Annotated in this window: 31 protein-coding genes and 1 pseudogene; 20 read left to right on the top strand and 12 right to left on the bottom strand. The window is 62.0% G+C overall.

Going from position 1 to position 24,860, the window contains the following annotated elements; genetic code table 11:
* Positions 1–191 precede the first annotated feature (191 nt).
* Entirely contained in the window at positions 192–1,223 is a 1,032-nt protein-coding gene (locus AC0L2P_RS04295; RefSeq protein WP_473500009.1) for a LacI family DNA-binding transcriptional regulator, read from the bottom strand.
* A 133-nt stretch (positions 1,224–1,356) separates the two neighbouring features.
* Here AC0L2P_RS04295 and AC0L2P_RS04290 point away from each other — a divergent pair, with 133 nt between their 5' ends.
* From AC0L2P_RS04290 to AC0L2P_RS04280, 3 genes are read left to right on the top strand one after another with little or no spacing between them, the layout of a single operon-like run.
* Entirely contained in the window at positions 1,357–2,487 is a 1,131-nt protein-coding gene (locus AC0L2P_RS04290; RefSeq protein ID WP_473500008.1) for a fatty acid desaturase family protein, read from the top strand.
* A gap of 40 nt (positions 2,488–2,527) precedes the next feature.
* The gene (locus tag AC0L2P_RS04285; protein WP_473500007.1) at positions 2,528–2,842 is read left to right on the top strand and encodes a MocE family 2Fe-2S type ferredoxin; all 315 of its coding nucleotides are present in this window, start codon (positions 2,528–2,530) and stop codon (positions 2,840–2,842) included.
* Between the two features lie 2 nt (positions 2,843–2,844).
* Positions 2,845–4,074, top strand: a complete 1,230-nt coding sequence (locus AC0L2P_RS04280) for an NAD(P)/FAD-dependent oxidoreductase (protein ID WP_473500311.1) — start codon at positions 2,845–2,847, stop codon at positions 4,072–4,074.
* Between the two features lie 48 nt (positions 4,075–4,122).
* Here AC0L2P_RS04280 and AC0L2P_RS04275 read toward each other — a convergent pair whose 3' ends face one another.
* The 7 genes from AC0L2P_RS04275 to hslV form a co-directional block, all read right to left on the bottom strand.
* Entirely contained in the window at positions 4,123–4,422 is a 300-nt protein-coding gene (locus AC0L2P_RS04275) for a type II toxin-antitoxin system RelE/ParE family toxin (protein WP_473500006.1), read from the bottom strand.
* Positions 4,423–4,680 carry a type II toxin-antitoxin system ParD family antitoxin gene (locus AC0L2P_RS04270; protein WP_473500005.1) on the bottom strand — a complete coding sequence of 86 codons (258 nt, stop codon included), beginning with the start codon at positions 4,678–4,680 and terminating at the stop codon, positions 4,423–4,425.
* A 121-nt stretch (positions 4,681–4,801) separates the two neighbouring features.
* Complete coding sequence (locus AC0L2P_RS04265; protein ID WP_473500004.1) at positions 4,802–5,761, bottom strand: DUF1402 family protein; 960 nt, start codon at positions 5,759–5,761, stop codon at positions 4,802–4,804.
* A 183-nt stretch (positions 5,762–5,944) separates the two neighbouring features.
* Entirely contained in the window at positions 5,945–7,258 is a 1,314-nt protein-coding gene (gene hslU, locus AC0L2P_RS04260; protein ID WP_473500003.1) for an ATP-dependent protease ATPase subunit HslU, read from the bottom strand.
* Positions 7,259–7,262: 4 nt separating this feature from the next.
* Complete coding sequence (locus AC0L2P_RS04255; RefSeq protein ID WP_352780865.1) at positions 7,263–7,859, bottom strand: DUF2585 domain-containing protein; 597 nt, start codon at positions 7,857–7,859, stop codon at positions 7,263–7,265.
* A gap of 4 nt (positions 7,860–7,863) precedes the next feature.
* Positions 7,864–8,406 carry a GNAT family N-acetyltransferase gene (locus AC0L2P_RS04250; protein WP_473500002.1) on the bottom strand — a complete coding sequence of 181 codons (543 nt, stop codon included), beginning with the start codon at positions 8,404–8,406 and terminating at the stop codon, positions 7,864–7,866.
* Complete coding sequence (gene hslV, locus AC0L2P_RS04245; protein WP_352490478.1) at positions 8,396–8,947, bottom strand: ATP-dependent protease subunit HslV; 552 nt, start codon at positions 8,945–8,947, stop codon at positions 8,396–8,398. The genes AC0L2P_RS04250 and hslV overlap by 11 nt, the downstream gene beginning before the upstream one ends.
* Positions 8,948–9,172: 225 nt before the next feature.
* Between hslV and hisB the strand changes: the two genes are divergently transcribed.
* The 12 genes from hisB (at position 9,173) to AC0L2P_RS04185 (ending at position 17,094) form a co-directional block, all read left to right on the top strand.
* Positions 9,173–9,772, top strand: a complete 600-nt coding sequence (gene hisB / locus AC0L2P_RS04240) for an imidazoleglycerol-phosphate dehydratase HisB (protein ID WP_473500001.1) — start codon at positions 9,173–9,175, stop codon at positions 9,770–9,772.
* Positions 9,773–9,776: 4 nt separating this feature from the next.
* Positions 9,777–10,250 (top strand): DUF2628 domain-containing protein, encoded by a 474-nt coding sequence (locus tag AC0L2P_RS04235; RefSeq protein WP_473500000.1) that lies wholly within the window; start codon positions 9,777–9,779, stop codon positions 10,248–10,250.
* 1 nt (position 10,251) lies between these two features.
* Positions 10,252–10,902 carry an imidazole glycerol phosphate synthase subunit HisH gene (hisH, locus tag AC0L2P_RS04230; RefSeq protein WP_473499999.1) on the top strand — a complete coding sequence of 217 codons (651 nt, stop codon included), beginning with the start codon at positions 10,252–10,254 and terminating at the stop codon, positions 10,900–10,902.
* A 3-nt stretch (positions 10,903–10,905) separates the two neighbouring features.
* On the top strand, positions 10,906–11,196 hold the full coding sequence (locus AC0L2P_RS04225) for a DUF1330 domain-containing protein (RefSeq protein WP_352717187.1): 291 nt from the start codon (positions 10,906–10,908) through the stop codon (positions 11,194–11,196).
* A 2-nt stretch (positions 11,197–11,198) separates the two neighbouring features.
* Positions 11,199–11,942 (top strand): 1-(5-phosphoribosyl)-5-[(5-phosphoribosylamino)methylideneamino]imidazole-4-carboxamide isomerase, encoded by a 744-nt coding sequence (hisA, locus tag AC0L2P_RS04220; RefSeq protein WP_473499998.1) that lies wholly within the window; start codon positions 11,199–11,201, stop codon positions 11,940–11,942.
* Between the two features lie 3 nt (positions 11,943–11,945).
* Positions 11,946–12,782: an arginase family protein gene (locus AC0L2P_RS04215; protein ID WP_473499997.1), complete on the top strand. Its 837-nt coding sequence runs from the start codon at positions 11,946–11,948 to the stop codon at positions 12,780–12,782.
* Positions 12,779–13,573: an imidazole glycerol phosphate synthase subunit HisF gene (hisF, locus tag AC0L2P_RS04210; RefSeq protein WP_473500310.1), complete on the top strand. Its 795-nt coding sequence runs from the start codon at positions 12,779–12,781 to the stop codon at positions 13,571–13,573. Before AC0L2P_RS04215 ends, hisF begins: the two co-directional genes overlap by 4 nt.
* A gap of 36 nt (positions 13,574–13,609) precedes the next feature.
* A complete protein-coding gene (locus tag AC0L2P_RS04205) occupies positions 13,610–13,936 on the top strand; it encodes a phosphoribosyl-ATP diphosphatase (RefSeq protein WP_473499996.1) in 327 nt (108 codons plus the stop codon).
* An 18-nt stretch (positions 13,937–13,954) separates the two neighbouring features.
* Positions 13,955–14,914, top strand: coding sequence for a type I pantothenate kinase (coaA, locus tag AC0L2P_RS04200; RefSeq protein WP_473499995.1), 960 nt, complete (start codon positions 13,955–13,957; stop codon positions 14,912–14,914).
* A gap of 78 nt (positions 14,915–14,992) precedes the next feature.
* On the top strand, positions 14,993–16,033 hold the full coding sequence (locus tag AC0L2P_RS04195) for a glycosyltransferase family 2 protein (protein WP_473499994.1): 1,041 nt from the start codon (positions 14,993–14,995) through the stop codon (positions 16,031–16,033).
* Complete coding sequence (locus tag AC0L2P_RS04190; RefSeq protein WP_473500309.1) at positions 16,033–16,725, top strand: class I SAM-dependent methyltransferase; 693 nt, start codon at positions 16,033–16,035, stop codon at positions 16,723–16,725. The genes AC0L2P_RS04195 and AC0L2P_RS04190 overlap by 1 nt, the downstream gene beginning before the upstream one ends.
* Before the next feature lie 66 nt (positions 16,726–16,791).
* Positions 16,792–17,094, top strand: a complete 303-nt coding sequence (locus tag AC0L2P_RS04185) for a GtrA family protein (protein WP_473499993.1) — start codon at positions 16,792–16,794, stop codon at positions 17,092–17,094.
* A 193-nt stretch (positions 17,095–17,287) separates the two neighbouring features.
* On the opposite strand, the gene AC0L2P_RS04180 is transcribed toward AC0L2P_RS04185, so the two are convergent.
* The 3 genes from AC0L2P_RS04180 to AC0L2P_RS04170 form a co-directional block, all read right to left on the bottom strand.
* The gene (locus AC0L2P_RS04180; protein ID WP_473499992.1) at positions 17,288–17,905 is read right to left on the bottom strand and encodes an alpha-ketoglutarate-dependent dioxygenase AlkB family protein; all 618 of its coding nucleotides are present in this window, start codon (positions 17,903–17,905) and stop codon (positions 17,288–17,290) included.
* Between the two features lie 131 nt (positions 17,906–18,036).
* Positions 18,037–18,474: an alternative ribosome rescue aminoacyl-tRNA hydrolase ArfB gene (arfB, locus tag AC0L2P_RS04175; RefSeq protein WP_473499991.1), complete on the bottom strand. Its 438-nt coding sequence runs from the start codon at positions 18,472–18,474 to the stop codon at positions 18,037–18,039.
* Between the two features lie 79 nt (positions 18,475–18,553).
* A complete protein-coding gene (locus AC0L2P_RS04170; RefSeq protein ID WP_473499990.1) occupies positions 18,554–20,164 on the bottom strand; it encodes a phosphoenolpyruvate carboxykinase in 1,611 nt (536 codons plus the stop codon).
* 342 nt (positions 20,165–20,506) lie between these two features.
* Between AC0L2P_RS04170 and AC0L2P_RS04165 the strand changes: the two genes are divergently transcribed.
* The 5 genes from AC0L2P_RS04165 to AC0L2P_RS04145 all read left to right on the top strand — a co-directional run bounded on the left by AC0L2P_RS04165 (position 20,507) and on the right by AC0L2P_RS04145 (position 24,471).
* Positions 20,507–21,208: a response regulator transcription factor gene (locus tag AC0L2P_RS04165; protein ID WP_473499989.1), complete on the top strand. Its 702-nt coding sequence runs from the start codon at positions 20,507–20,509 to the stop codon at positions 21,206–21,208.
* Positions 21,209–21,349: 141 nt separating this feature from the next.
* Entirely contained in the window at positions 21,350–23,134 is a 1,785-nt protein-coding gene (locus AC0L2P_RS04160) for a stimulus-sensing domain-containing protein (protein ID WP_473499988.1), read from the top strand.
* A gap of 31 nt (positions 23,135–23,165) precedes the next feature.
* Entirely contained in the window at positions 23,166–23,612 is a 447-nt protein-coding gene (locus tag AC0L2P_RS04155) for an HPr kinase/phosphorylase (protein ID WP_473499987.1), read from the top strand.
* Positions 23,613–23,776: 164 nt separating this feature from the next.
* Entirely contained in the window at positions 23,777–24,178 is a 402-nt protein-coding gene (locus AC0L2P_RS04150; protein ID WP_473499986.1) for a PTS sugar transporter subunit IIA, read from the top strand.
* Positions 24,175–24,471, top strand: a complete 297-nt coding sequence (locus AC0L2P_RS04145; protein WP_023677551.1) for an HPr family phosphocarrier protein — start codon at positions 24,175–24,177, stop codon at positions 24,469–24,471. Before AC0L2P_RS04150 ends, AC0L2P_RS04145 begins: the two co-directional genes overlap by 4 nt.
* 285 nt (positions 24,472–24,756) lie before the next feature.
* Here the strand turns inward: AC0L2P_RS04145 and AC0L2P_RS04140 are convergent.
* Positions 24,757–24,860, bottom strand: a pseudogene (locus AC0L2P_RS04140) (IS110 family transposase); the annotation flags it as partial.

Genomic DNA, 24,860 nt, shown 5'->3' with positions numbered 1-24,860 from the left:
TCTTCCGGAACGAAAGAACCAAAATGCTCAGTTGGTGAAATATTTATTCCATTTCGCGTGGGCGTCAAGCGAGATTTCGCCATGAGGAATGGATTTTCGGCATTTCGAGCGCTTTTAAACGGGCGCTCAGGCAAGCGAGGCCTGAAAGCGTTCTGATAGATTACATCATGTCTGCCGCCATGACCGCGACGTCAGATGTTTTCCGGCAGATAAATGTCGAAGGGCAGAAAGGTCTGGCCCGGCGCATTCGCGGCGCCGGTCTCGATCGCATGCGCCATCAGCCCGACAAGCTCGCGGCACAGCGCTGCCAGTGGGGTCGAGATCACCATCGTCAGGAAATTATCCGCCAGCGCAGCGCGGGAGTCGGGCGTGATCTCGTTGCAGACGACCGCCGGCATCTCAGCCGGCTTTGCCTCCCTCAGCGCCGAGATCGCGCCTTCCATGCCGCCGCCGGCGACATAGCAACCGGCGAGATCGGGGTGGCGGGCCAGAAGCTCGATCATTGCATCATGCGTGATCTGGTTCGCTTCCAGATTGACCAAGGTCTCGAGGAGAGTGAATTCCGGCGCCTGCTCGCGAAAGAAGGAGCGAAAGCCGATCTCGCGAAGCTCGTGACCATGGAAGCGATGACTACCGACGAAGAGGGCAACCTTGCCAGGTCTGTTTGCGGCCTTCGAGATCATCCAGGCAGCGGTGCGGCCGACCTTGCGATTGTCCAGGCCGACATAGCCCTCACGAATACCGGACGCAAAGTCGGAAAGCAGGGAGAATACCGGCACGCCATTGGCTTTGAGCGCCTCGACGGCGACCGTCAGCGTCGGGTGATCAGGCCCGACCAGGGCGACGGCCCTGGATTTGGCGGCCAGCTTGCGCATCCGCTCGACGATCTCGTCCGGCGCCAGCGAAGCGGCGAAGTCGATGGTCGCCACGCCACGAAAGCGAGGCGACTGCGATACCGCCAGTTCAAGCTCGCGGGCAAATTCACTGTAGAACACGTCCTCCCGCCGCAACAGCAGGAACCCGAGCCGGTACTCCGGCAATTCATGGCGCATCCGCTGCTTGATCAATCCGGCTGCGTGATAGCCGATGCTGATCGCGGCCTCATAGACGCGGCGTGCGGTTTCCTCGCGCACCGGCAAGCGGTTGTTCAGCACCCGGTCGACGGTGGCAACGCTGACCCCCGAAATGCGTGCCAGGTCGGTGATCGTCGGCCGTTTCGCCATTGCTGCCTCGCTCTACTGTCCGGCTCCTTTACACCATTCTGATGGAAAATGATAGAAACTATCTTTGTGATATTGAGCCTATCAGGGCTCGGCGTTATTTTGAACGTGGCAGAACACAATCGAGGCCTCCGCCATGGTGGATATTGGACTCCGAACCGGGAACACGACCTCCGCAGCAGCGTCCCGACGCGACTACAGCCTGATCGGCCGCGACGCGAAGCTAGCCGTCGAGAGCGGGCTGGCGGCGGCCGAGTGGTATCACACCGACGGGCCGCGCAAGCAGATGAAGGAGCTGATGCAGCGCTCCGACGGCCCGGCGATCCGCGATACCACCATCTGGCTCGGCGCTCTGATCCTGAGCGGCGCCGGCGCGGCCTGGTTCTGGGGCAGTTGGTGGTGCGTGCCGTTCTTCTTCGTCTACGGCGTCCTCTACGGCTCCTCCACCGATTCTCGCTGGCACGAATGCGGCCACGGCACCGCATTCAGGACGCAGTGGATGAACGACGTTGTCTACCAGGTCGCCTGCTTCATGATCATGCGCAATCCGGTGACCTGGCGCTGGAGCCATACGCGCCATCATACCGATACCATCATCGTCGGCCGCGATCCTGAGATCTCGGTGATGCGGCCGCCCGATCTGCTGCGCGTCGTGCTCAACTTCGTCGGCATTCTCGACGCCTGGCATGCGATGAGCGACATGCTGCGCAATGCAGCCGGTATCATCAGCCCGGCCGAAAGAACCTTCATTCCCGAGCAGGAGCGGCCGAAGGCAATCCGCATTGCCCGCATCTGGACGGCGATCTATGCCGCCGCCGTCGCACTGGCGGTTTATACCGGCTCGTTCCTGCCGCTGATGCTGGTCGGTCTGCCCAGGCTTTACGGTGCCTGGCATCATGTCATGGTCGGCCTGCTGCAGCATGGCGGCCTGGCTGAAAACGTCACCGATCACCGGCTCAACAGCCGCACCGTCTACATGAACCCGATAAGCCGCTTCATCTACTGGAACATGAACTACCACGTCGAGCATCACATGTTTCCCATGGTGCCCTATCATGCGCTGCCCAGGCTGCATGAACTGATCAAGCACGATCTGCCGGCGCCGACGCCGTCCATCCTGGCCGGCTACCGCGAGATGATACCGGCCTTCCTGCGCCAGCTGCGCAATGAGGATTATTTTATCAAGCGCGAACTGCCGCCGACGGCGAGGCCCTATCGCGAGGATTTCCACCGCGATAGCGCTGCTGTTGCGATGGCTGCTGAATGACAAGCCCACGCCGGGGCACCAAGAATCGGGGAAGGCGCAAATGAGCGACTGGGTCGAGGCCTGTGACGCCGGGGACATCGACGAAGAGGACGTGATGCGCTTCGACCACGGCGGCCGCACCTTCGCCATTTATCGCAGCCCCGACGACGAGTATTTCGCCACCGACGGGCTTTGCACGCATGAGAAGGTGCATCTGGCCGATGGGCTGGTGATGGACGACATCATCGAGTGCCCGAAGCATAATGGCCGCTTCAACTACAAGACTGGGGGTGCCAGGGGCGCGCCGGTCTGTGTTGATCTAAGGACCTATCCGGTCAAACTCGACGCCGGCAAAGTCCTTGTCCGGATCGGTTGATGATGACGAAGGGAATGGTCATTATTGGCGCTGGCGAATGCGGCGGGCGCGCCGCCCTGGCGCTGCGCGAGCTCGGCTATAATGGGCCGGTGACGCTGGTCGGCGACGAGCCGCATCTGCCCTATGAGCGGCCGCCGCTCTCGAAAGACGCGATGGTCGCCGCCGCGCCCCTGATCAAGGCGATTGCCAGCGAGGCGATCCTGGCCGAAAGATCGATCAGGCATGTCCGTTCGGTTCAGGCGGTGGCGATCGACCGCGCGGCGCATGTCGTGCGCCTCGCGGACGGTTCGGCCCTTTCCTACGACAAGCTCCTGCTGGCGACCGGGTCGGTGCCGCGCAAGCTGCCGATGCCGGGCCTTGGCGGGCGCTGCGTCTACCTCCGGACCTTCAACGACGCGCTGGCCATTCGCGCCCATCTCAGCGGCGGCAATCGCATCGCCATCATTGGCGGCGGCTTTATCGGACTTGAGCTTGCCGCGGCGGCACGCAGACTGGGTGCGGAGGTCACAGTCATCGAGGCGCAGCCGCGCATTCTGATGCGCGGCGTGCCGGCCGAGATCGCCGAGGTCATCCATCAGGCGCATGAAGCCGAAGGCGTGAAAATCCTGTGCGGCGAGGCCATCGCCACGATCGCCGATAATGGCGCGGAAGTGCGCATCGGGCTTGCCGGTGGACACGACATTGTCGCCGATCTTGCCGTGATCGGCATCGGCGCCATGCCGGTGACCGGACTTGCCGCGGAGGCGGGGCTGACCATCGACAATGGTATCGCCGTCGACGCCGAGCTTCGCACCAGCGACCCGGACATCTTTGCCGCCGGCGATTGCTGTTCGTTTCCGCTCGCCATTTATGGCGGCCGGCGCGTGCGGCTCGAAGCCTGGCGCAATGCGCAGGAGCAGGGCGCGCTCGCCGCAAAAAACATGCTTGGCGCCGGCGAGGCCCATGCGGCGGTGCCGTGGTTCTGGTCGGATCAGTACGGCCTGACCTTGCAGATATCAGGCCTGTCGGACGAAGGCCGCAGCATCGTTCGCCGTGATCTCGGCGACGGCGCTTTCATCCTGTTCCATCTCGCCGAGGACGGCAGGCTGGTTGCGGCAAGCGGGATCGGCCCCGGCAACGCGGTCGCGCGCGACATAAGACTGGCCGAGATGCTGATTGCAAAGCAGGCAAAGCCGGCGCCGGAAGCGCTGGGCTCGCAGACCGTCAAGCTAAAGTCGCTGCTGGCGGCTTGAACTGAGGGCGCGGCTGTCGGCACCTTGCGCCGGCAGTTGCCTTGCCCGTCAGCTATTCCCTTCGTCAAAAATGGCTTCGATGTCGCGGGCGCCATGGAAGATACGCTCGATGCGCACGGCATCGCCTTCAACAGTATAGAAAATCACGTGATTCCGGAAAACAACCGACCGTAAGCCGGGCCAGAGGTCAGGGCGGGGAGCGCCGCCGCGCGGCGCGTCGGCAATACGGCCACACCGTTCCCTGAGGGCTACGATGAAGCGCATGGCAGCGGCAGGGTTCTCGGCGTGAATATAATCGCCAATTTGCTCAATGTCTTGTGCGGCGGCAGGCGCGAATATGACCGCCATCTATTTGCGGCTTTTGCCGCTGTACTTGGCTTCCAGCCTGTCAAAAATTTCGTTGGCGGGAATACCGGTGCCGCTTTCGACACCGGCCCGGATGTCCTCACGAAGCGCGGCAAGCTTGGCTTTCCGCTGCTCCTCGCGCTCCTCCAGCAATCGCAAACTATCACGCAGAACTTCGCTGGCGCTGGCATAGCGGCCGCTCGCGACCAGTTCGCGCACCAGCGTCTCATAACGAGAGCCAATGTTGTAGCTTGACGGCATGGTCATCTTTCCCGACTTATCGGATTATATCAGTTTATGATAAGTCGGCCAACTAAAATGTGCCAGTTGATATTATCGTGCCCCTAAGCTCGGACGAGCCCGAGAGCGTCCTTTGCTCGCCCTAAAACAGCGCCTTCAGCTCCGGCAGCTTGTCGTTGACCAGCCACCCATAGTAATTTTCCTCAGGCAGCTTTTCCGGCTCGCCCGCAGCGCGGCGCTTGTCGTTCTCGGCTTTCAGCGCATAGGCGCGCTGTTCGGGATTGCCGACATTGTAGAGCGTCGACGTGATGCCGGGATTGCCTGAGATGTCGAAGCCGGCAATGCTTCTATAGGCGTCGATCGACTTCCTGATCGTCGCCGCGACATAAGGCAGTGTCAGGTCAGGATCCATGATGGTCTTGTAGACCGCGTTCGGGTCGCCGACGTCGAGCTGCGGCAGGCCGGAAACCTTGTGCACGAGGTCGCTCATCTGCAGTGCCGTCAGCGGATTGAGCTGGCCGAGGCCAAAAGTCTGGCCGGCATAATAAGGCTGGAAGAAAGTGGCGCCGAAGCGGTCGTTGGGAAAGCTCTCGCCGTTGACGGTTTTGCCGCGGAACGATCGGTTCCACACCTGTTCGCGGCACTCCCACAGATCGTAGCTGTCGGACTTCCCTGCGCATTTCGCAAATTGCGGCCGTTGCACGAAATCGGTGATGTCCTCGCCATCATAGGCAAAGGAGAGCTTGCTCGACAGATACGAGATCGCTTTGACGTAATAGGTCTGCAGCCGGTCATAGGCATCGACATTGTAGGTATGCTCGCCGACGATGGCGCCGACGATATGCATCGGGTCGATGCCATAGGCCGCGGCTGCCTGCGTGATCTTGCCGCGCAGTTCGGCATCGTTCTGGAGCAGCGCAAAGACCTTGCGGTATTTCGCCTGGAAGGTGGTGTTGGTCGCCTGGGTGCGCCGGCTCGATGCGCCCGGTATGTCGGGCTGCTCGGTGTTGCGGTTGCCCGGCGGCACCATCGTTGCCGCTTGCGCGGCGAACATGGCTGCCGCCAGCGTCAGCCCCAAAATGACGAGGATCAGTTTTTTCATGCGCCGCCGCCCAAATAATCGCCGGCAAACTAGGTAATGCTCCACCGGGAGTCGAGAGGCGCCTGCACCTGACGGGACGAAAGCTTGCCGGATGCTTCCATTTGGCCACACATCGGGAATGCCGGACCAAATTAGGCGGAGGCCGGGAGCAATTCCCCGGCCTCTTCGAGGATGGAGCGTCTCCTACAGGATGAAACGCGACAAATCCGTGTTTCTGGAGAGGTCGCCGACATGCTTCTCGACATAGGCGGCATCGACGGTCACCGCGGTGCCGTTGCGGTCCGGTGCGTCATAGGAGATCTCGTCCAGCACCCGCTCCATCACCGTCTGCAGCCGCCTGGCGCCGATGTTCTCGACGCTGGCGTTGAGGTCGACGGCGATGCCAGCCAACGAGTCAATCGCGTCGTCGGTGAAGACCAGGTCGACGCCTTCGGTCTTCATCAGCGCGATATACTGCTTGATCAGGCTGGCTTCCGTCTCGGTGAGGATGCGGACGAAATCATCCTTCTCCAGCGCCCGCAGCTCGACGCGGATCGGCAGCCGGCCCTGCAGTTCGGGCAGCAGGTCGGAGGGCTTGGCGACGTGGAACGCGCCCGAGGCGATGAACAGGATGTGGTCGGTCTTCACCGGTCCGTATTTGGTCGCGACCGTGGTGCCTTCGACCAGCGGCAGCAGGTCGCGCTGCACGCCTTCACGCGAAACACCAGCGCCGATGCCGCCTTCGCGCGAGGCGATCTTGTCGATCTCGTCGAGGAAGACGATGCCGTCATTCTCCGTCGATTCGAGCGCCCTGCGCACCACCTCGTCCTGGTCGAGCAGCTTGTCGGACTCGTCGCTGATCAACAGCCCGTAGGACTCCTTGACCGTCGTCTTGCGCAACTTGGTCTTCTTGCCGCCCATCGCCTTCGACAGCATGTCGTTGATATTGAGCACGCCGATATTGGCGCCCGGCATGCCGGGGATCTCGAAACCGGGCATGCCGCCATTGCCGGTATCGGCCACTTCGATCTCGATCTCCTTGTTGTCGAGCTCGCCGTCGCGCAGCTTCTTGCGGAAACTGTCACGGGTGGCCGGGCTCGCCGTCTTGCCGACAAGCGCTTCGAGCACCCGTTCCTCGGCGTTGATGTGGGCACGCGCCTTGACGTCCTCGCGCATCTTCTCGCGCACCAGCCCGATGGCGATCTCGACCAGATCGCGGATGATCTGCTCGACATCGCGGCCGACATAGCCGACCTCCGTAAACTTGGTGGCTTCGACCTTGACGAAAGGCGCACCGGCAAGGCGTGCCAGGCGGCGTGAAATCTCGGTCTTGCCGACGCCGGTCGGGCCGATCATCAGGATGTTCTTCGGCATCACCTCTTCGCGCATCTGGCCTTCGAGCTGCTGGCGGCGCCAGCGGTTGCGCAAGGCAATCGCCACGGCACGCTTGGCGTCTTTCTGGCCGATGATGAAGCGGTCAAGTTCCGAAACGATTTCGCGGGGAGAGAAGGTGCTCATGTCACTAAATTCCACTTTGCCACTGCCGAATGGACTCGAACGGATGCAGCAGCATGATCACGTTGAGTGTCAGATTGTCCCGGATGAGATAGCCGACACCGAATTCGAAGATGAGGGCGAGGGTCACGATCACCCATATAGGAAGCCTTCGCGCCATGACAAACCCCAGCACCATGGCCAGCGTGTCCGACACTGAATTGATGATGCTGTCGCCATAATAGTCGAGCGAGATCGTGCCGGCGCGGTAGCGATCGATGATGAAAGGGCTGTTCTCGAGCAGCTCCCAGCCGCCCTCTATCACCACTGCAAAGGCCAGCCTGAGCCCGATCGGCGAGCGCGGGAAAAGGAACCACGCCAGCGCATAGAACAGGAAGCCGTGAATGATGTGCGAGAAGCTGTACCAGTCGGAAATATGCTGGGAATTCTCCGAGCTCTGCACGATGCCGTGCCACAGCTTGACGTAGCCGCAGGTGCAGATCGGCGTCCGCCCCATGCCGTAGAGGGCCCCGGCCTGGAAGATGACCAGGCCGAGAACCAGCAGAAGCCCCATTCGCCAGCTGTCTTCGTAGGCCGAGACGGTTTTGTCGCTGGATACGCTCATGCCGCTATTGCCCCTCTTCTGCGTCACCCTGTTCGATATCACCCTCCGGGGCATCAATCGCCATCAGCACGGCATCGCCATATTCCGACTTCCTGCAATCGATAGCCCTGAACCCAGCCTTTTCATAGGCACGGATAGCCCGTGCATTGGCGGGGTCCGGGTCGATGATGACGCGCGGCGCACCTTCCTCGAAAAGCTGACCGACGAACTGCCGGACGACAGCCGAGCCGTGGCCGACCCCGACAAGCTCCGGCACGCCGATCGACAGGTCGATGCCGAGCGTGCCGAACGGCTGGTCGCTATAGGGATGGCCGTCCTCCAGATGCGGATCGTAGCACTGCAGATAGCCGATGGGTTTGCCGTCGAGCTCGATAATCAGCGGCTCGACCGAAATGCTGTCGATATGCTCGCGAATCTCCGCAATCTCGGTCTCGGGATCGTCCCACCACTCGGCAACATGCGGCTCGGCAAGCCAGCCGGCGATCATCGGCAGGTCCCTCTCGGTCACCGGCCGAAAACCGTAGCGGAGGCTCCGCTCAGGCGGCATCGAGGGTTTCGACGACGAAGCTGTTGTTGGTGTAAACGCAAATGTCTGACGCGATCTGCATTGCCTTGCGGGCGATCTCCTCTGCGCCCTTGTCGCTATCCATCAGCGCGCGTGCCGCTGCCAGCGCGTAATTGCCGCCGGAGCCGATGGCCATGACGCCAAATTCGGGCTCCAGCACGTCGCCGGTGCCGGTCAGCGCCAGCGACACCGACTTGTCGGCCACCAGCATCATCGCTTCCAGCCGCCGCAAATAGCGGTCGGTGCGCCAGTCCTTGGCGAGCTCCACGCAGGCGCGTGTCAGCTGGTCGGGATATTGTTCGAGCTTGGCTTCGAGCCGCTCGAGCAGAGTGAAGGCATCGGCGGTGGCGCCGGCGAAACCGGCGATGACGTTGCCGCTTTTGCCGATGCGGCGCACCTTCTTGGCGTTGCCTTTCATGATGGTCTGGCCGAGGCTGACCTGGCCGTCGCCGGCGATCACCACCTTGCCGCCCTTGCGCACGGTCAGGATGGTCGTGGCATGCATGGTCAGTTCATTCGACATTTTCTGCTCCGATCAGCACCGATCCCATCAAGGCGATCGGCGCGTTACGAGTGACTTGATCGGCCATATGTATGCATAGGCCGGACGATTGCAAACCGGCCATCCGCCGGGCCGGATAGTGCTCCGCAGCGGTAACTGGCAATCGCCGGATCATGCTGCTAGAAGGCTTTCGTTTTCAGGCATGTGAACGCCTGAATCGTGCAAATCTGAGATAAGGATGAGGTCATGGCGCCCCGTTCCGCCGAGATAAGCCGCAAGACCAGGGAAACCGACATCGCCGTGTCGGTTCAGGTCGAAGGCTCGGGCAAATCCGCCATTTCGACGGGCGTCGGCTTCTTCGACCATATGCTGGACCAGTTGTCGCGCCATTCGCTGATCGACATGACCGTGAAGGCCACGGGCGACCTGCACATAGACGACCACCACACGGTCGAGGATACGGGCATCGCGCTCGGCCAGGCGCTGGCCAAGGCATTGGGCGAGCGGCGCGGCATCATGCGCTACGCCTCGATCGATCTCGCCATGGACGAGACACTGACGCGGGCGGCGATCGATGTCTCCGGCCGGCCTTTTCTGGTCTGGAATGTTTCCTTCTCGTCGCCGAAGATCGGTACGTTCGACACCGAGCTGGTGCGCGAATTCTTCCACGCGCTGGCGCAGAATGCCGGCATCACGCTGCATGTCACCAATCATTACGGCGCCAACAACCACCACATCGCCGAGACCTGCTTCAAGGCCGTGGCGCGTGTGTTGCGTTCGGCACTTGAGCGCGACCCGCGCCAGCCGGACGCGGTTCCCTCCACCAAGGGGTCCCTGAAAGGGTAGCGCCATGGCCATCTATGTCGTGATGGAGCCGCCAGGCCGCAGCCAAAAAGTGGACGCCATCTTTGTCCGCGATGGCTTTGCCTGGCTCGGCTTCCTGGTGCCGCCGCTGTGGCTGGCCTGGCAACGGCTGTGGGTCGAGGCCGCGTTGGCGTTTGTCGCCATGGGCCTGCTGTCGATGCTGGGCGAAAGGCTGGGCCTCGAAACAACCGGCTCGCTTTTATCCCTGCTTGTCATGCTCTTTGTCGGACTGGAAGGGCAGGGCTTGCGGATCGCAGCCCTGCGCCGTCGCGGCTGGCATGAATGGGGCGTGGTCGAGGCCGACAGGCTCGACGACGCCGACATCCGCTATGTGGTGGAAGCCGATGCCCAGTCGGATGAACAACCGACGGTGCAGCGCATCGTTCCGGACGCGGCACATGCCCGGCCGGCGCAGATGGGCCTGGCGCTGGGGCTGAACCATATTCCGGGAAAGCCCTGAGATGCGGGTCGCGATCATCGATTACGGGTCGGGCAATCTGCGCTCGGCCACCAAGGCGTTCGAACGTGCCGCGCATGAAGCCGGCATTGCCGCCGCGATCGAACTCATCGCCGATGCCGAGCGGGTCAGGACCGCCGACCGCATCGTCCTGCCGGGCGTCGGCGCCTATGCCGATTGCGCCGCTGGACTGCGCGCGGTCGCCGGCATGTGGGAAGCGGTCGAGGAGGTCGCGATCGCCAAAGCTCGGCCGTTCCTCGGCATCTGCGTCGGCATGCAGCTGATGTCGGAGCGGGGCCTGGAAAAGACCGTCACGAAGGGCTTTGGCTGGATCGCCGGCGACGTCAAGGAGATCACGCCGGCCGATCCGACACTGAAGATCCCGCAGATCGGCTGGAACACGATTGACCTGAAGCGCAAGCATCCGCTGTTTTCCGGCATTGCGACAGGCGGCAAGGGACTGCACGCCTATTTCGTCCACTCCTACCATCTCGATGCACGCAAGGAGGATGAGGTGCTGGCGGTTGCCGACTATGGCGGCCCGGTAACGGCCGCTGTCGCCCGGGACAACCTGGCCGGAACGCAATTCCACCCCGAGAAGAGCCAGGCGCTGGGCCTGGCGCTGATCACCAATTTCCTAGGCTGGAGGCCCTGAACCATGAGCAAGAAGGGCTATTGGATGGCAATGGTCGATGTCCACGATCCCGAGATCTACAAGCAGTACATCGAGGCCAATGCCGCGGCTTTCGCGAAATACGGCGCAAAGTTCCCGGTGCGCGCCGGGCGGTATACCAGCCCGGAAGGACCGACAGGCAATCGCCACGTGCTGGTGGAATTCGAATCCTACGAAAAGGCGATGGAATGCTACGGCTCACCTGAATACCAGGAGGCCTTGAAGTACAGGCTCGCCGGCTCGACCGGCCACTTTGTCATCGTCGAAGGCGCCTGAAGGTGATTCTGTTTCCGGCGATAGACCTCAAGGACGGCAAATGCGTGCGCCTCAAGCATGGCGACATGGCGACCGCGACGATCTACAATGACGATCCGGCGGCTCAGGCGAGCGCCTTCGAAGAGCAGGGCTTCGAATGGCTGCACGTCGTCGACCTCAACGGCGCCTTCAAGGGCCAGAGCGTCAACAGCGCCGCGGTCGGCGCCATCCTCAAGGCGACGAGCAATCCGGTGCAGCTCGGCGGCGGCATCCGCACCCTGGCGCAGATCGAGGACTGGCTCGACCGTGGGCTGGCCCGCGTCATTCTTGGCACCGTGGCGGTGCGCGATCCGGATCTGGTCAGGCAGGCGTGCAAGGCGTTCCCAGGCAAGATCGCCGTCGGCATCGACGCCAAGGGCGGCAAGGTCGCGGTCGAAGGCTGGGCCGAGGCCTCGAGCCTCGGCGTCATCGAACTGGCGAGGAAATTCGAAGGCGCCGGCGTTGCTGCCATCATCTACACCGATATCGACCGCGACGGGGTGCTGACCGGCATCAACTGGGACGCCACCATCGACCTCGCCGAGGCGGTGTCGATCCCGGTTATCGCCTCGGGCGGGCTCGCCTCGATCGCCGACATCGTGCGCATGACCACGCCCGATGCGCAGAAGCTCGAAGGCGCGATCTCCGGCCGTGCGCTCTACGACGGCCGCATCGATCCGGCCGAGGCACTGGCGATCCTGCGCGGCAAGCCGATGGCAGGGGCGTGAAACGTGAAGGTCTCGATTATCCTCGCCCCCTATGACAGCGGGCGCTATCATGAAGGGTGTGGCCAGGGGCCGGACGCCATCATCGGCCGTGGGCTCGTCGAAGCCCTGACCGTGGCTGGCCATGACGTCGCCGTCGAAGATATCGGCAAGGTCGGAGACGAGCAGGGGCGCGAAATTGCAACCGGCTTCGCCGTCTGCAACGCCGTCGCGACCAAGGTTAACCTCGCCCGCGATGGAGGACGCTTCCCCATTATCCTTGCTGGAAATTGCCTGACCGCCGCCGGTGCGGTCGCCGGCGAAGTTGCGGATTCGATCATCTGGATCGACCAGCATGGCGATCTCAACACGCCGGAGACGTCCGCCTACGGCTTTCTCGACGGCATGGCGCTGGCGGCGACGCTCGGGCTCTGCTGGCGTCCGATGGCGGCAGCGATTCCGGGGTTCCGGCCGATAGACCCGGCGCGCTGCATGCTGGTCGATGCCCGCGACCTCGATCCCGACGAAAAGCGCCTGCTGGAAACTTTGCCGATCGTGCGCATCGAATGTGCCGGTGCACTCGATAGAGTCGGAAAGCTCACAGCGGCAGGGGCCGTCCAAGCACATCTGCATCTTGACCTGGATGTTCTAGATCCGGCTGTGTTGCAGGTGAACCGCTACGCGCATCCGGGCGGCCCGAGCCCGGAACAGCTACGGCAGCTTGCCTGCGCACTGGCCAGGTCAATCCCGATCGTCGGCGTGACGCTCTCGGCCTACGACCCGGCCTTTGATTCCCAGGCCGAGGTTCCGCCCGTCGTCGGCCAAATGCTCGTCGACTTTCTTGCGGAGATCGAGAGGATCTGATGCTGAAAGCCCGCGTCATCCCCTGTCTCGACGTCAAGAACGGCCGCGTCGTCAAGGGCGTCAATTTCGTCGATCTGGTCGATGCCGGCGATCCCGTCGAAGCGGCAAAGGCCTATGACGCGGCCGGCGCCGACGAGCTCTGCTTTCTCGACATCACCGCCTCGTCGGAAAACCGCGAGACCATTTTCGATGTCATCGCCCGCACCGCCGAACAATGTTTCATGCCGCTGACCGTTGGCGGTGGCGTCCGTCAGGTCGCCGACATCAGGAAGCTGCTTCTGGCCGGCGCCGACAAGGTGTCGATCAATACGGCGGCGGTGAAGACCCCAAATTTTGTCGCCGAGGCTGCCGACAAATTCGGCAACCAGTGCATCGTCGTTGCCATCGATGCCAAGAAAGTGTCCGCTGCGAGCGAGGGGGATCGCTGGGAGATCTTCACCCATGGCGGCCGCGAGAAGACCGGCATCGATGCCGTCGAGTTCGCTCGGCGAGTGGTCGATCTCGGCGCCGGCGAGATCCTGCTGACATCGATGGACCGTGACGGCACCAAGGCCGGCTACGACATAGCCCTAACCCGTGCGGTCGCCGACGCCGTACGCGTGCCGGTCATCGCTTCCGGCGGCGTCGGCACGCTTGACCACTTGGTCGAAGGCATTCGGGACGGCCATGCCGGCGCGGTGCTGGCGGCGTCGATCTTCCATTTCGGCACCTACAGCATCGCCGAGGCCAAGCTGCATATGGCTCAGGCCGGACTGCCGATGCGGCTGGACTCGCCCGGTAATCGGTCCTAGAGCCTTTCCGGCTAAAAAGAGGCTGTAAACGCCGTCATGACTGAGTTCTCGCTCTCCGATCTGGAGAAGATCATTGGCGAACGCGCACGTTCCGGCGATCCGGATTCGTGGACGGCCAAGCTCTTTCAGCGCGGCATGAGCAAGGCAGCGCAGAAACTCGGCGAAGAGGCGGTCGAAACGGTGATCGCAGCAGTCGGCGCCGATAGGGACGCGCTTGTTTCGGAAAGCGCCGATCTCATTTATCATTGGCTTGTCGTTCTTGGCGTAGCGGGCATTCCGCTGAGCGATGTGCTCAACGAGCTTGAACGCCGCACCGGTCGTTCGGGCATCGCCGAAAAGGCGTCTCGGCTGGACCGGGGCTGATCGCTGCGGAGGAACTCGATGGACCAACTCGCTCCTACCGAGAAGTATTCACCCTATCGGTTCTTCTCGGCGGAGCAATGGTCGCGGTTCCGCGCCGATACGCCGATGACGCTGACCGCGGACGAGATCCACCGTCTGCGGTCATTGAACGATCCGGTCGATCTCCACGAGGTCGAGCGCATCTACCTTTCGATGTCGCGGCTGTTGTCGGCCCATGTCGAAGCCAGTCAACTCCTATTCAAGCAACGCCAGGCCTTCTTCAACGCGCTGGACGTGGCCAAGACACCGTTCATCATCGGCATTGCCGGTTCCGTGGCGGTCGGCAAATCGACCACGGCGCGCGTGCTAAAGGAGCTGCTGGCGCGCTGGCCGTCGAGTCCCAAGGTCGACCTGGTCACCACCGACGGTTTCCTGCTGCCGAACGAAGTCCTGCGCCGCAACAATCTGATGGAGCGCAAGGGCTTTCCCGACAGCTACGACGTCGGCGCGTTGCTGCGCTTCCTGTCCGGCATCAAATCGGCGCAGCGCAATGTCCGCGCGCCGGTCTATTCGCACCTGACCTATGACGTCATCCCGGGCGAGTTCCAGACCATCGACCGGCCCGACATCCTGATTTTCGAAGGCATCAACGTGCTGCAGCCGGGCAAGCTGCCGAAGGACGGCAAGATCGTGCCTTTCCTGTCGGATTTCTTCGACTTCGCCATCTATATCGATGCCGGGGAGGCGCTGATCCATCACTGGTATATCGCCCGCTTCATGCGGCTGCGCGAAACAGCCTTCCGCGACCCGGCCTCCTTCTTCCACCGCTATTCGCAACTTTCCGAGGATGCGGCCCGCGCCATCGCCGAGGGCCTGTGGACCAACATCAACCTGAAGAATTTGCGCGAGAATATATTGCCGACCCGCGCCCGCGCCGATCTCATCCTGCGCAAGGGCGCCAACCATCTGGTTGAGGAAGTGGCGCTCAGGAAACTGTGACGGCGCGGTTAACGGCGCCTTAGGCTATCCTGGCTAGTATTCGATGGGCAATTCCAGCGGATCTGTCGGGAGCAGTTTGTGATCAACGCGAGCAGTACCGGAGTTCGTGGGACGCAGCCCCGCTATTCTTTGGTCATTCCGATCCTCAACGAGGAAGCGGTTCTTCCACTCCTTATCCGGCGAATAGTCGCCCTGCTCGACGCGCTGGACGCACCGGCAGAGGCTATCTTCGTCGACGACGGCAGTACCGACACAAGTGTGATCTACCTGCGTGGGATGGTTGCCGACGAGCCACGCTTCCGGCTGATCGAACTGTCGCGCAATTTCGGGCACCAGATTGCAATTACGGCCGGCATGGACGCGGCTGCCGGCGACGCCGTGGTGGTCATGGATGCCGACCTCCAGGATCCCCCTGAAGTCGTTCTCCAACTGGTCGAAAAGTGGAAGGAGGGCTATGAAATCGTCTATGCGAGGCGTATGCGGCGCGAAGGCGAAACGCGGTTCAAACGGCTGACAGCCAGCATCTTCTACCGGCTGATGGAGAAGATGACCTCCGTCGACATTCCGCGCGATGTTGGCGATTTCCGACTGATCGGCCGCAAGGCTCTCGACACCTTCAAGCAGATGCCGGAGCGCAACCGTTTCGTGCGCGGCATGTTCGGTTGGATGGGATTCAAGCAGACGTCCGTTTCATTCGAGCGGCCGGCGCGCGCCGCAGGTGAAACAAAGTATCCTTTCTGGAAGATGCTCCGCCTGGCTGTCCACGGGATCATCGGCTTTTCGGAAAAACCATTGCGTATGGCGCTCTGGGCCGGGCTCGCTATCTCGGGGGTGGCTGCGCTGCTCGGGCTCTTCGCCGTGGCTTCCTGGGCATTCAGTTTCGGTGTTGTCCAAGGCTGGACGTCGACAGTTGTTATTGTTTCCTTCTTGTCCGGGATCAACCTGTTCATGACCGGTATCGTCGGCCTCTATGTCGGCGGGATCCACTCCGAGATCAAGCGCCGGCCGCTCTATGTCATTGATCGCCTTACTGGCTTCGAGGACGCGCTCCGGGCGGAGGTCGACAATCGAAACACCGAGGCAATGTTGTCGGCATCACGCGACAGAAGATTTGGTTGATGGCCGAACTCTTTGATCAATATCGCACCACCTATAACAGGACGGTCGACGACTCGATCAGCTTCTCCGGGCTGAAGCATGATTTCTTCCTGCAGGCCAAGTCAGTCCTCCTTGCCGACCTGATCGCGGAGCGTGGTATCACAAGGCGTGACGGTTGCGTTCGGGCGCTTGACGTTGGCTGTGGGGTCGGCGCACTGCATCCCTACGTGAAGCCGCTTTTTTCAGACCTTCATGGCTGTGACATTTCGCGGGAATCCATCGGCCGGGCGCGTGAGGAAAACCCCTGGGCCACGTATGCCGATTACACGGCTCCTCTGCTGCCCTATGCCGATGGCACATTCGACGTCGCATTCGCGGTTTGTGTCGTCCATCATGTGCCGCCTGAACATTGGCCGAGCTTTGTTTCGGAGATGCGACGCGTCGTCCGGCCCGGCGGCGTCGTCTCGGTGATCGAGCACAACCCGTTCAATCCATTGACACGCCTGGCCGTCTTCCGCTGCCCCTTCGATGAAAATGCTGTCCTGATCAGTCGCCGCCAAACCGGGCATCTCATGGAGACAGCCGGCCTGACTGAGGTCGAAAGCAGGCATTTTCTGATCTTTCCTTTTGCAAATTCCATCGCGCGCAAAGTCGAGGGCTGGGTCGCGCACCTGCCGCTGGGGGCGCAATATATGTGCAGCGGCCGTGTCTGACGCCGGTTTCGGACCCCGAATTGCTAGACGGCCGGCACGTTTTCTGATTATCGGCTTGCCGCTACCATGCTCTACGCGCTACTCGCCGCAGCGTTTTCGATGGGGGAAACGCCATTGATGCGGCCCGCTTCGGGCTCGGTGCTCTCTTACGTCGTCGCCGCTCTCTTCTCCTACGCCGGCCACAAGTATTTTACCTTCGCTTCCAACGGGGCGCACCGCTTCGAGGCGCCCCGTTTTTTTCGTGCTCACACTCGCTGGCTTGGCGGTGTCCTTTGTTCTGCCCGCCGTGCTGTCCGGGGTTCTGATGCATGTCGCGCAAAAGTGTGCAGCGGTTTTGCGACAACGACATGCATCAAAACAAGAACTTAAAGCGCGTCGCATGAGGCCGGTCGAACGCAACGCGCTTTGGGCTTGCAGGCGCAGATTCCGATCGTGCCGACATGCCTCGTAATCCCACTCGTCAATTACGTGATGCTTCGCCACTGGATATTCGCCAGTGCTGGTCTCGGTTTGCGGAACGGGCGACGATTAGTCCGCCGGGGCCACCGGCCACCCGGACAGCCTATTTCGGCATCGTCACCCGCCGCAGCGTCAGATTGATGCGGCCGCCATGCCTGAGCAATGCCGAGGTCGACAGGTAGATACGGTCGACGCCGTGAAAGCAAAGCCGCCCTTCGCCGCCGAGCACGACGACGTCGCCGCTCTTCAGCCTGAATGATTTGGTGGCTCCGTCGCGCGTCGTCTGGCCGACCCGGAACAGGCAATCGTCGCCGAGCGACACCGACACGACAGGCGCGGAGAAATCACTCTCGTCGCGGTCCTGATGAAGGCCCATCTTGGCATCCTGCGAATAGAAATTGACCAGGCAGGCCTGCGGCGGGTGCGCATAGCCGGACACGTCCCGCCACAGTTCGAGCAGCATCTCCGGGATCGGCGGCCAAGGCCTTCCGGTCAGCGGGTGGGTCGGCTGATAGCCATAGCCTTGCTCCTTGTCGGTGACCCAGCCCAGCGGGCCGCAATTGCTCATGCGCACGCTCATCTCCTTGCCGGTACGCGGCATTACCGGCACGAACAGCGGGGCTTCCTCCACGACTTTCCGGATATTTTCCACCAGCGCCTCCTGCATGGCGCGCGACAGATAGCCGGGCATATGGCGGACGCCTTTGGGCAGTACGAGCATCGCGTCGCTTGATCCGTTGGTCTGGAGACATCAGAATGCCACCGTCGAACGAAAACGGCGACCCGAAAGCCGCCTCCGACGCTGGCTGCGCGCTTTAACCCGCGATCTGGAATCCAAAGCCGCTTCGGCTGTCAGTCATCCTCGACCCGGCCGCGCATCTTCTTGATCGAGCCGCGACCCGCCTTGGTCTTCAGCCGTCTTTCGACCGCGCCCTTGGACGGCCTGGTCTTCTTGCGCGGCGGCGGCGGCGGTTCGGCGGCCTTGGCCACCAGTGCCGTCAGCCGCGCCCGGGCGTCCGCCCGGTTCTGCTCCTGCGTGCGGAAGCGTCCGGCTTCGATGACGATGACGCCGTCCTTGGTGGCGCGCTGGCCGGCGAGCTTGATGGTCCGTTCGCGCACCCGCTCCGACAGGCCCGGCGCATTGGCGGCATCGAAGCGCAATTGCACCGCCGTCGCCACCTTGTTGACGTTCTGGCCGCCCGGACCCGACGAACGGATGAAGTCCTCGTGCAGGTCGCCGGGACTAATCACCGCATCGTCGGTGATGATGATTTTTTCGTCGGCGTTCATGCCGCAGTCATGGCGCGACGGGCGAAAAAAGAAAAGGCCCGATCGAAGCCGGGCCTTGAAGCATCACCAGGGGCGACGGCTATTCAGCCGCGACCTGCATGCGTGGTGCGGCGCCGAGCACGGTGGCGTCGACATGGGGTTCGAACTTTTCGAAATTATCGACGAACATGCCGACCAGCCTTGCCGCCTGCCGGTCATAGGCAGGCTTGTCGATCCAGGTCGATCTCGGATCGAGAATGGCGCGGTCGACGCCGACAACCGTCACCGGGACGTCGAAACCGAAATTGGCGTCGGTCCGGAAGCCGGCCGCTTTCAACGAGCCGTCGAGCGCTGCCGCAAGCAGCGCCCGCGTTGCCTTGATCGGCATCCGCCTGCCGGTGCCGTAGGCGCCGCCGGTCCAGCCGGTGTTGACCAGCCAGCAATCGACGCCGTGGCGGGCGATGAGCTCGCGCAGCAGATTGCCGTATTCCGACGGATGCCGCGGCATGAACGGTGCGCCGAAGCATGTCGAAAATGTCGCTTCGGGTTCGGTAACGCCCTTCTCGGTCCCTGCCACCTTGGCGGTATAGCCGGACAGGAAATGGTACATGGCCTGCGCCGGGGTCAGCCGCGCGATCGGCGGCATCACGCCGAACGCGTCGGCGGTCAGCATGATGATATTCTTCGGGTGGTTGGCGCGCCCCGTCTTGCTGGCGTTGGGAATGAAGTGGAGCGGGTAGGCGCAGCGTGTGTTTTCGGTCAGCCCGCCGTCGTCGAAATCTGGCACGCGGCATGCGTCGAGCGCCACATTCTCCAGCACCGTGCCGAAGCGCTGGGTGGTGGCGAAGATCTCCGGCTCGGCTTCGGCCGAAAGCTTGATCGTCTTGGCATAGCAGCCGCCTTCGAAATTGAAGATGCCGTGCGGTCCCCAGCCATGCTCGTCGTCGCCGACGAGCGTGCGCGACGGGTCGGCCGACAACGTCGTCTTGCCGGTCCCGGAAAGGCCGAAGAAAACGGCCGCGTCGCCGGCGGGTCCTTCATTGGCCGAGCAATGCATCGGCATCACGCCTTTTGCCGGCAGCAGATAGTTGAGCACGGTGAACACCGACTTCTTCATCTCGCCGGCATAGGAGGTGCCGCCAATCAACACGATCATGCGCGAAAGATCGACGGCAATCACCGTTTCGCCGCGGGTGCCGTGGCGGGCGGGATCGGCGCGGAACGACGGCAGGTCGATGATCGTCAAATCGGGCATGAAATGCTCGAGTTCGGCGGCTGCCGGCCGGATCAGCAGATTGCGGATGAACAAGGAGTGCCAGGCAAGCTCCGTGATCACCCTGGTCGGCAGCTTCAACTCCTCGTCGGCGCCGCCGATCAGGTCCTGTACGTAAAGGTCCTTTCCAGCCGCGTGGGCGCGAAAATCGGCGAGCAGCGTATCGAACTGGATCGGCGAAATCGCCTTGTTGTTGTCCCACCACACATGCGGCGCCGTGCTTTCGTCGCGCACCACGAATTTGTCCCTGGGCGAGCGGCCGGTGTGCTGCCCGGTCTCGGCGGCAAGCGCGCCATGCGCGGTGAGTCGGGCCTCGCCACGGCGGATTGCCTCCTCGTAGAGCGCGGCCGCGCCGAAATTATAGCGCACCACGCCCGTGGTTCTCAGGCCGATCCGATCGATCGCACATGCAGGATTGCGTTTGCCGGCTTCCGACATGGGTGTCCCTTCTTCGATTTACCGCGTCTTTACCGGCGAATTCCGGAACCCCCATTTCAGGAGCTAAAAACGTCAAAACCAGAAAAGACGAATGATATCAAATCATTAATCGATTTAAATATTTTGAAAGTTGTTTAAATCGTTTATATGTGCAAAAACACTGATGGTTGCCCAAAGGATTGGCGATGTTCATTCGTCCAATCCGTGTCGAGGTACAATTGTGGCCGCCGGCATGCCGCGCGTGACAGCGGATAGCGTCTATGCCACATTTTGTACCTAATTTGTCCTGCAAAAGCCCCTTCTCGACGAAAGAAGGGACAGCTCATGAGGGAGCCGCTTGAAATGGCAACAATCGCGCTTGTCGACGACGATCGCAACATTCTGACTTCGGTTTCGATCGCCCTCGAATCCGAGGGTTATCGGGTCGAAACCTACACGGATGGGGCGTCGGCGCTGGAGGGACTGGCGGCGCGCCCGCCGAACCTCGCCATCCTAGACATAAAGATGCCGCGCATGGACGGCATGGAGCTGCTGCGCCGGATGCGTCAGAAATCCGACCTGCCGGTGATCTTCCTGACCTCCAAGGACGACGAGATCGATGAACTGTTCGGCCTCAAGATGGGCGCCGACGACTTCATCCGCAAACCCTTCTCGCAGCGTCTTCTGGTCGAGCGCGTCCGCGCCGTGCTGCGCCGCGCCAGCACCCGCGAGGCGGCGACCAAGGCGCCCAACCAGCAGGCTCGGTCGCTTGAGCGCGGCCAGCTTGTCATGGACCAGGAGCGCCACACCTGCACCTGGAAGGGCGAGCCGGTGACGCTTACCGTCACCGAGTTCCTCATCCTGCATTCCCTGGCCCAGCGCCCGGGCGTCGTAAAAAGCCGTGATGCGCTGATGGATTCGGCTTATGATGAACAGGTCTATGTCGATGACCGCACCATCGACAGTCACATCAAGCGACTCCGTAAGAAGTTCAAGGCCGTCGATGATGACTTCGAAATGATCGAAACCCTTTACGGAGTCGGATATCGGTTCCGCGAAGCGTAAATAGGCAATAGGCAGTAGGGAATAGTCGGTAGTCAGTTTTGAATGGTGCGAACGGCCCCTCAGCTTCGTCGCGATCTCACCCAGCCATTTCTCTATTCCCTATTGCCTACTCACTAATTACTAAGCGGGAGCTGCTATTCGATGGCAGTGGAAGTAGAGCGAGTGAGACGGTCGGGCGCCGCCAGGCGCCCGCCGCGGATTCTGCCCGCCTTCGTGTCGAAAATCACGGTGCCGATGCGCCGGTTTCTCGGCCATCACATCTTTTCCAGCCTGACGCGGCGCATCCTCTTTCTCAACCTTGCCGGCCTTGCCGTCCTGGTCACCGGCATTCTCTACCTCAACACCTTTCGCGACGGGCTGATCGACGCCCGTGTCGAGAGCCTGATGACCCAGGGCGAGATCATCGCCGGCGCGATCGCCGCCTCGGCGACGGTCGAGACCGATTCGATCAGCATCGATCCGGAGAAGCTGCTCGAATTGCAGGCCGGCGAAAGCCTCGGCCCGGGCTCCGATCAGCTCGACAACCTCGATTTCCCGATCAATCCGGAGCGCGTGGCACCGGTGCTCAGGCGATTGATCTCGCCGACGCGCACACGTGCCCGCATTTACGACCGCGATGCCAACCTGCTGCTCGATTCCCGCCATCTCTATTCGCGCGGCCAGATCCTTCGCTACGACCTGCCGCCGGTCGAAGAGGAGCAGCCGGACCTTCTGGAGCGCATCCAGAAATTCGTCTTCGATTTCTTCCGCAACAAGCAGCTGCCGGTCTATCGCGAGCAGCCGGGCGGCAATGGTGCCGCGTTTCCGGAAGTGGTCAAGGCGCTTACCGGTAGTCCGTCGACGATCGTGCGGATCTCGGAGCAGGGCGAGCAGATCGTTTCCGTGGCGGTGCCGATCCAGCGCTTCCGTGCCGTTCTCGGCGTGCTGATGCTGTCGACCGAAGGCGGCGACATCGACAAGATCGTCGCGGCCGAGCGCAAGGCGATCCTGCGCGTGTTCGGCATCGCCGCCCTGGTTACCGCCATCCTGTCGATGCTGCTGGCCTCCACCATCGCCAACCCGCTGCGTCGGCTTTCGGCGGCGGCGGTCAGGGTTCGCCGCGGCGTCAAGAACCGTGAGGAAATCCCCGACTTCTCCGACCGCCAGGACGAGATCGGCAATCTGTCGATCGCCGTGCGCGACATGACCAATGCGCTCTACGCCCGCATCGAAGCGATCGAAAGTTTTGCCGCGGATGTGTCGCACGAGTTGAAGAATCCGCTGACATCGCTGCGCAGCGCGGTGGAAACATTGCCGCTGGCCAAAAACGACAATTCGCGCAGCCGGCTGATGGATATCATCCAGCACGATGTGAGGCGGCTTGACCGCCTGATCACCGATATTTCCGATGCCTCCCGTCTCGATGCCGAGCTGGCGCGGGAAGACGCGGGAACCGTCGACCTGAAGAAGTTCATCACTGATCTGGTCGCCGTCTCGCGCGAGGCCACGCGCAACAAGAAGGCGGTCGAGATCGAATTCAAGGTCGCCAAACTGCCGCAGGGCGTGAAAGGCTACTTCGTCGTCGGCCATGATCTGAGGATCGGCCAGGTGATCACCAACCTGATCGAGAATGCCCGCTCGTTCGTCCCCGAGGAACGTGGCCACATCACCATATCGCTGGCACCCGCCGGCAAGTTCAACATCGTCACCGTCGACGACAATGGGCCCGGCATCCGGGCCGATAACATCGATCGCATTTTCGAGCGGTTCTACACCGACCGGCCGGCCGGCGAGGCGTTCGGCCAGAACTCGGGCCTTGGCCTGTCCATATCCAGGCAGATCGTCGAAGCCCATGGCGGCACGCTGAGCGCCGAGAACATCCCGGGCACCAAGCCTGGCGAGATCAAGGGCGCGCGTTTCGTGGTGACCCTGCCAGCCGAAGGCTGACCGATGAATTCCAATCACGCCTGGTCCGATCGTGCAGCCTGAAAACATTCACGGCACCGCGATCCTGATAGGTGATCGCGGCATTCTCATCACCGGACCGTCCGGCTTGGGCAAGACGACGCTGGCGCTGGCCTTGATCGATCATTGCAGCCAGCGCGGGCTGTTTTCGCGGCTGATCGGCGATGACCAGCTCTATGCCGCCGATTGCGAGGGGCGGCTGGTCTGCCGCGCACCAGCCAGCATAGCCGGCCTCGTCGAGGTGCCGGGATTCGGCCCCAAACCGATACGGTTCGAGCCAAGCTGCGTGATCGACCTCGTTATCAGGCTGGTGCCAGCCGGCAAAATGGCCCGCTTCCAGGAAGACTGCAGCGAACTCGTTGTCGGCGTACCAGTGCCGCGCATCGATCTTGCCGGGCGCAATGTCGCGGCGGCCTTGTCGGCAGTGATGTCGCGCCTGTCGATTGCGCCTTTCCTGTGATCCGTTTTCGATTTTTTGCTGCAATGCGTCAAATTGGCTTGGGCCGGCGCAATTTTGGGCTTGTCAACGGGCCTTGCGTCGACAAGATAGCGCTCCCGCCGCCTGGAATGGTCGGCGAGCATAAAATGCGCCTGTGAAGCGGCGATGACGGGAGCCACCAAAGAATGATCGGACTCGTGCTTGTAACGCACGGTCAACTGGCCGCCGAGTTCCGCAATGCCGTGGAACACGTCGTCGGGCCACAAGACAATTTCGAGACCGTGGCGATCGGTGCCGACGACGATATGGAACAGCGCCGCCGCGACATCATCGACGCGGTCGGCCGCGTCGATACGGGATCGGGCGTCATCGTTTTGACCGACATGTTCGGCGGCACGCCCTCCAACCTCGCCATTTCCGTGATGGAATCCGGCCGCATCGAGGTCATTGCCGGCATGAACCTGCCGATGCTGATCAAGCTGTCCAGCATCCGCAAAGGCGACAACATGACGGCCGCGCTGGATGAGGCGCAGGCTGCCGGCCGCAAATACATCAATGTCGCCAGTCAACTCCTGAGCAGCAAATGAGCGCGCTGTTGCCGGAAAAGGACAAGATCGTTCGCGACTTTCCGATCGTCAACCAGCGCGGACTGCACGCGCGCGCCTCGGCCAAATTCGTTCAAATCGCCAGCGGCTTCAACGCCACGGTCCAGGTCGAGAAGGACGGCGTCAAGGTCGGCGGCACCTCCATCATGGGCCTGATGATGCTGGCGGCGAGCCCCGGCTACTCGATCCGCGTCACCGCCACCGGCCCGGAGGCGGAAGAGGTCATCGATGCGCTGGAGCAACTGGTTGCTTCCCGTTTCGGCGAGGAATGCTGACGGCTTCGCCGATGGCGCCTGCTCGGCATGTTTGAGCCTTGCGGCGGTGAAGGAAATCGCATTTGTGCGACCCTAGCGTATTTTGTTCTTGCTTTGTGCCGGCAGCTATGCTACTAATTTGAGTATGGTGCTAATTGGCTCCATCGACCCGCCGTCGAGGCGGGTTTTTTTATTTCTGGCTTTGAAGCTGTTGCCGATCTGAGGTCTTAATGCATGTCGCGCAAGTGTGCAGCGGTTTTGCGATAACGACATGCATAAAGCAAGAATCTAAAGTATCCGTTTTGATCAAGGGGTTTTAGGGGCCCATTTTCTCTGCGCCTTGAGGAGAGCGTTTGCGAGGATGATGAGCTTTCGCATCAATGCGGTGATGGCGACCTTTGCGGGTTTTC

Source organism: Mesorhizobium sp. WSM4836 (genome assembly GCF_055811815.1).
Note: the sequence above shows the minus strand (reverse complement) of the source record. Positions and strands in the feature narration are given on the sequence as shown.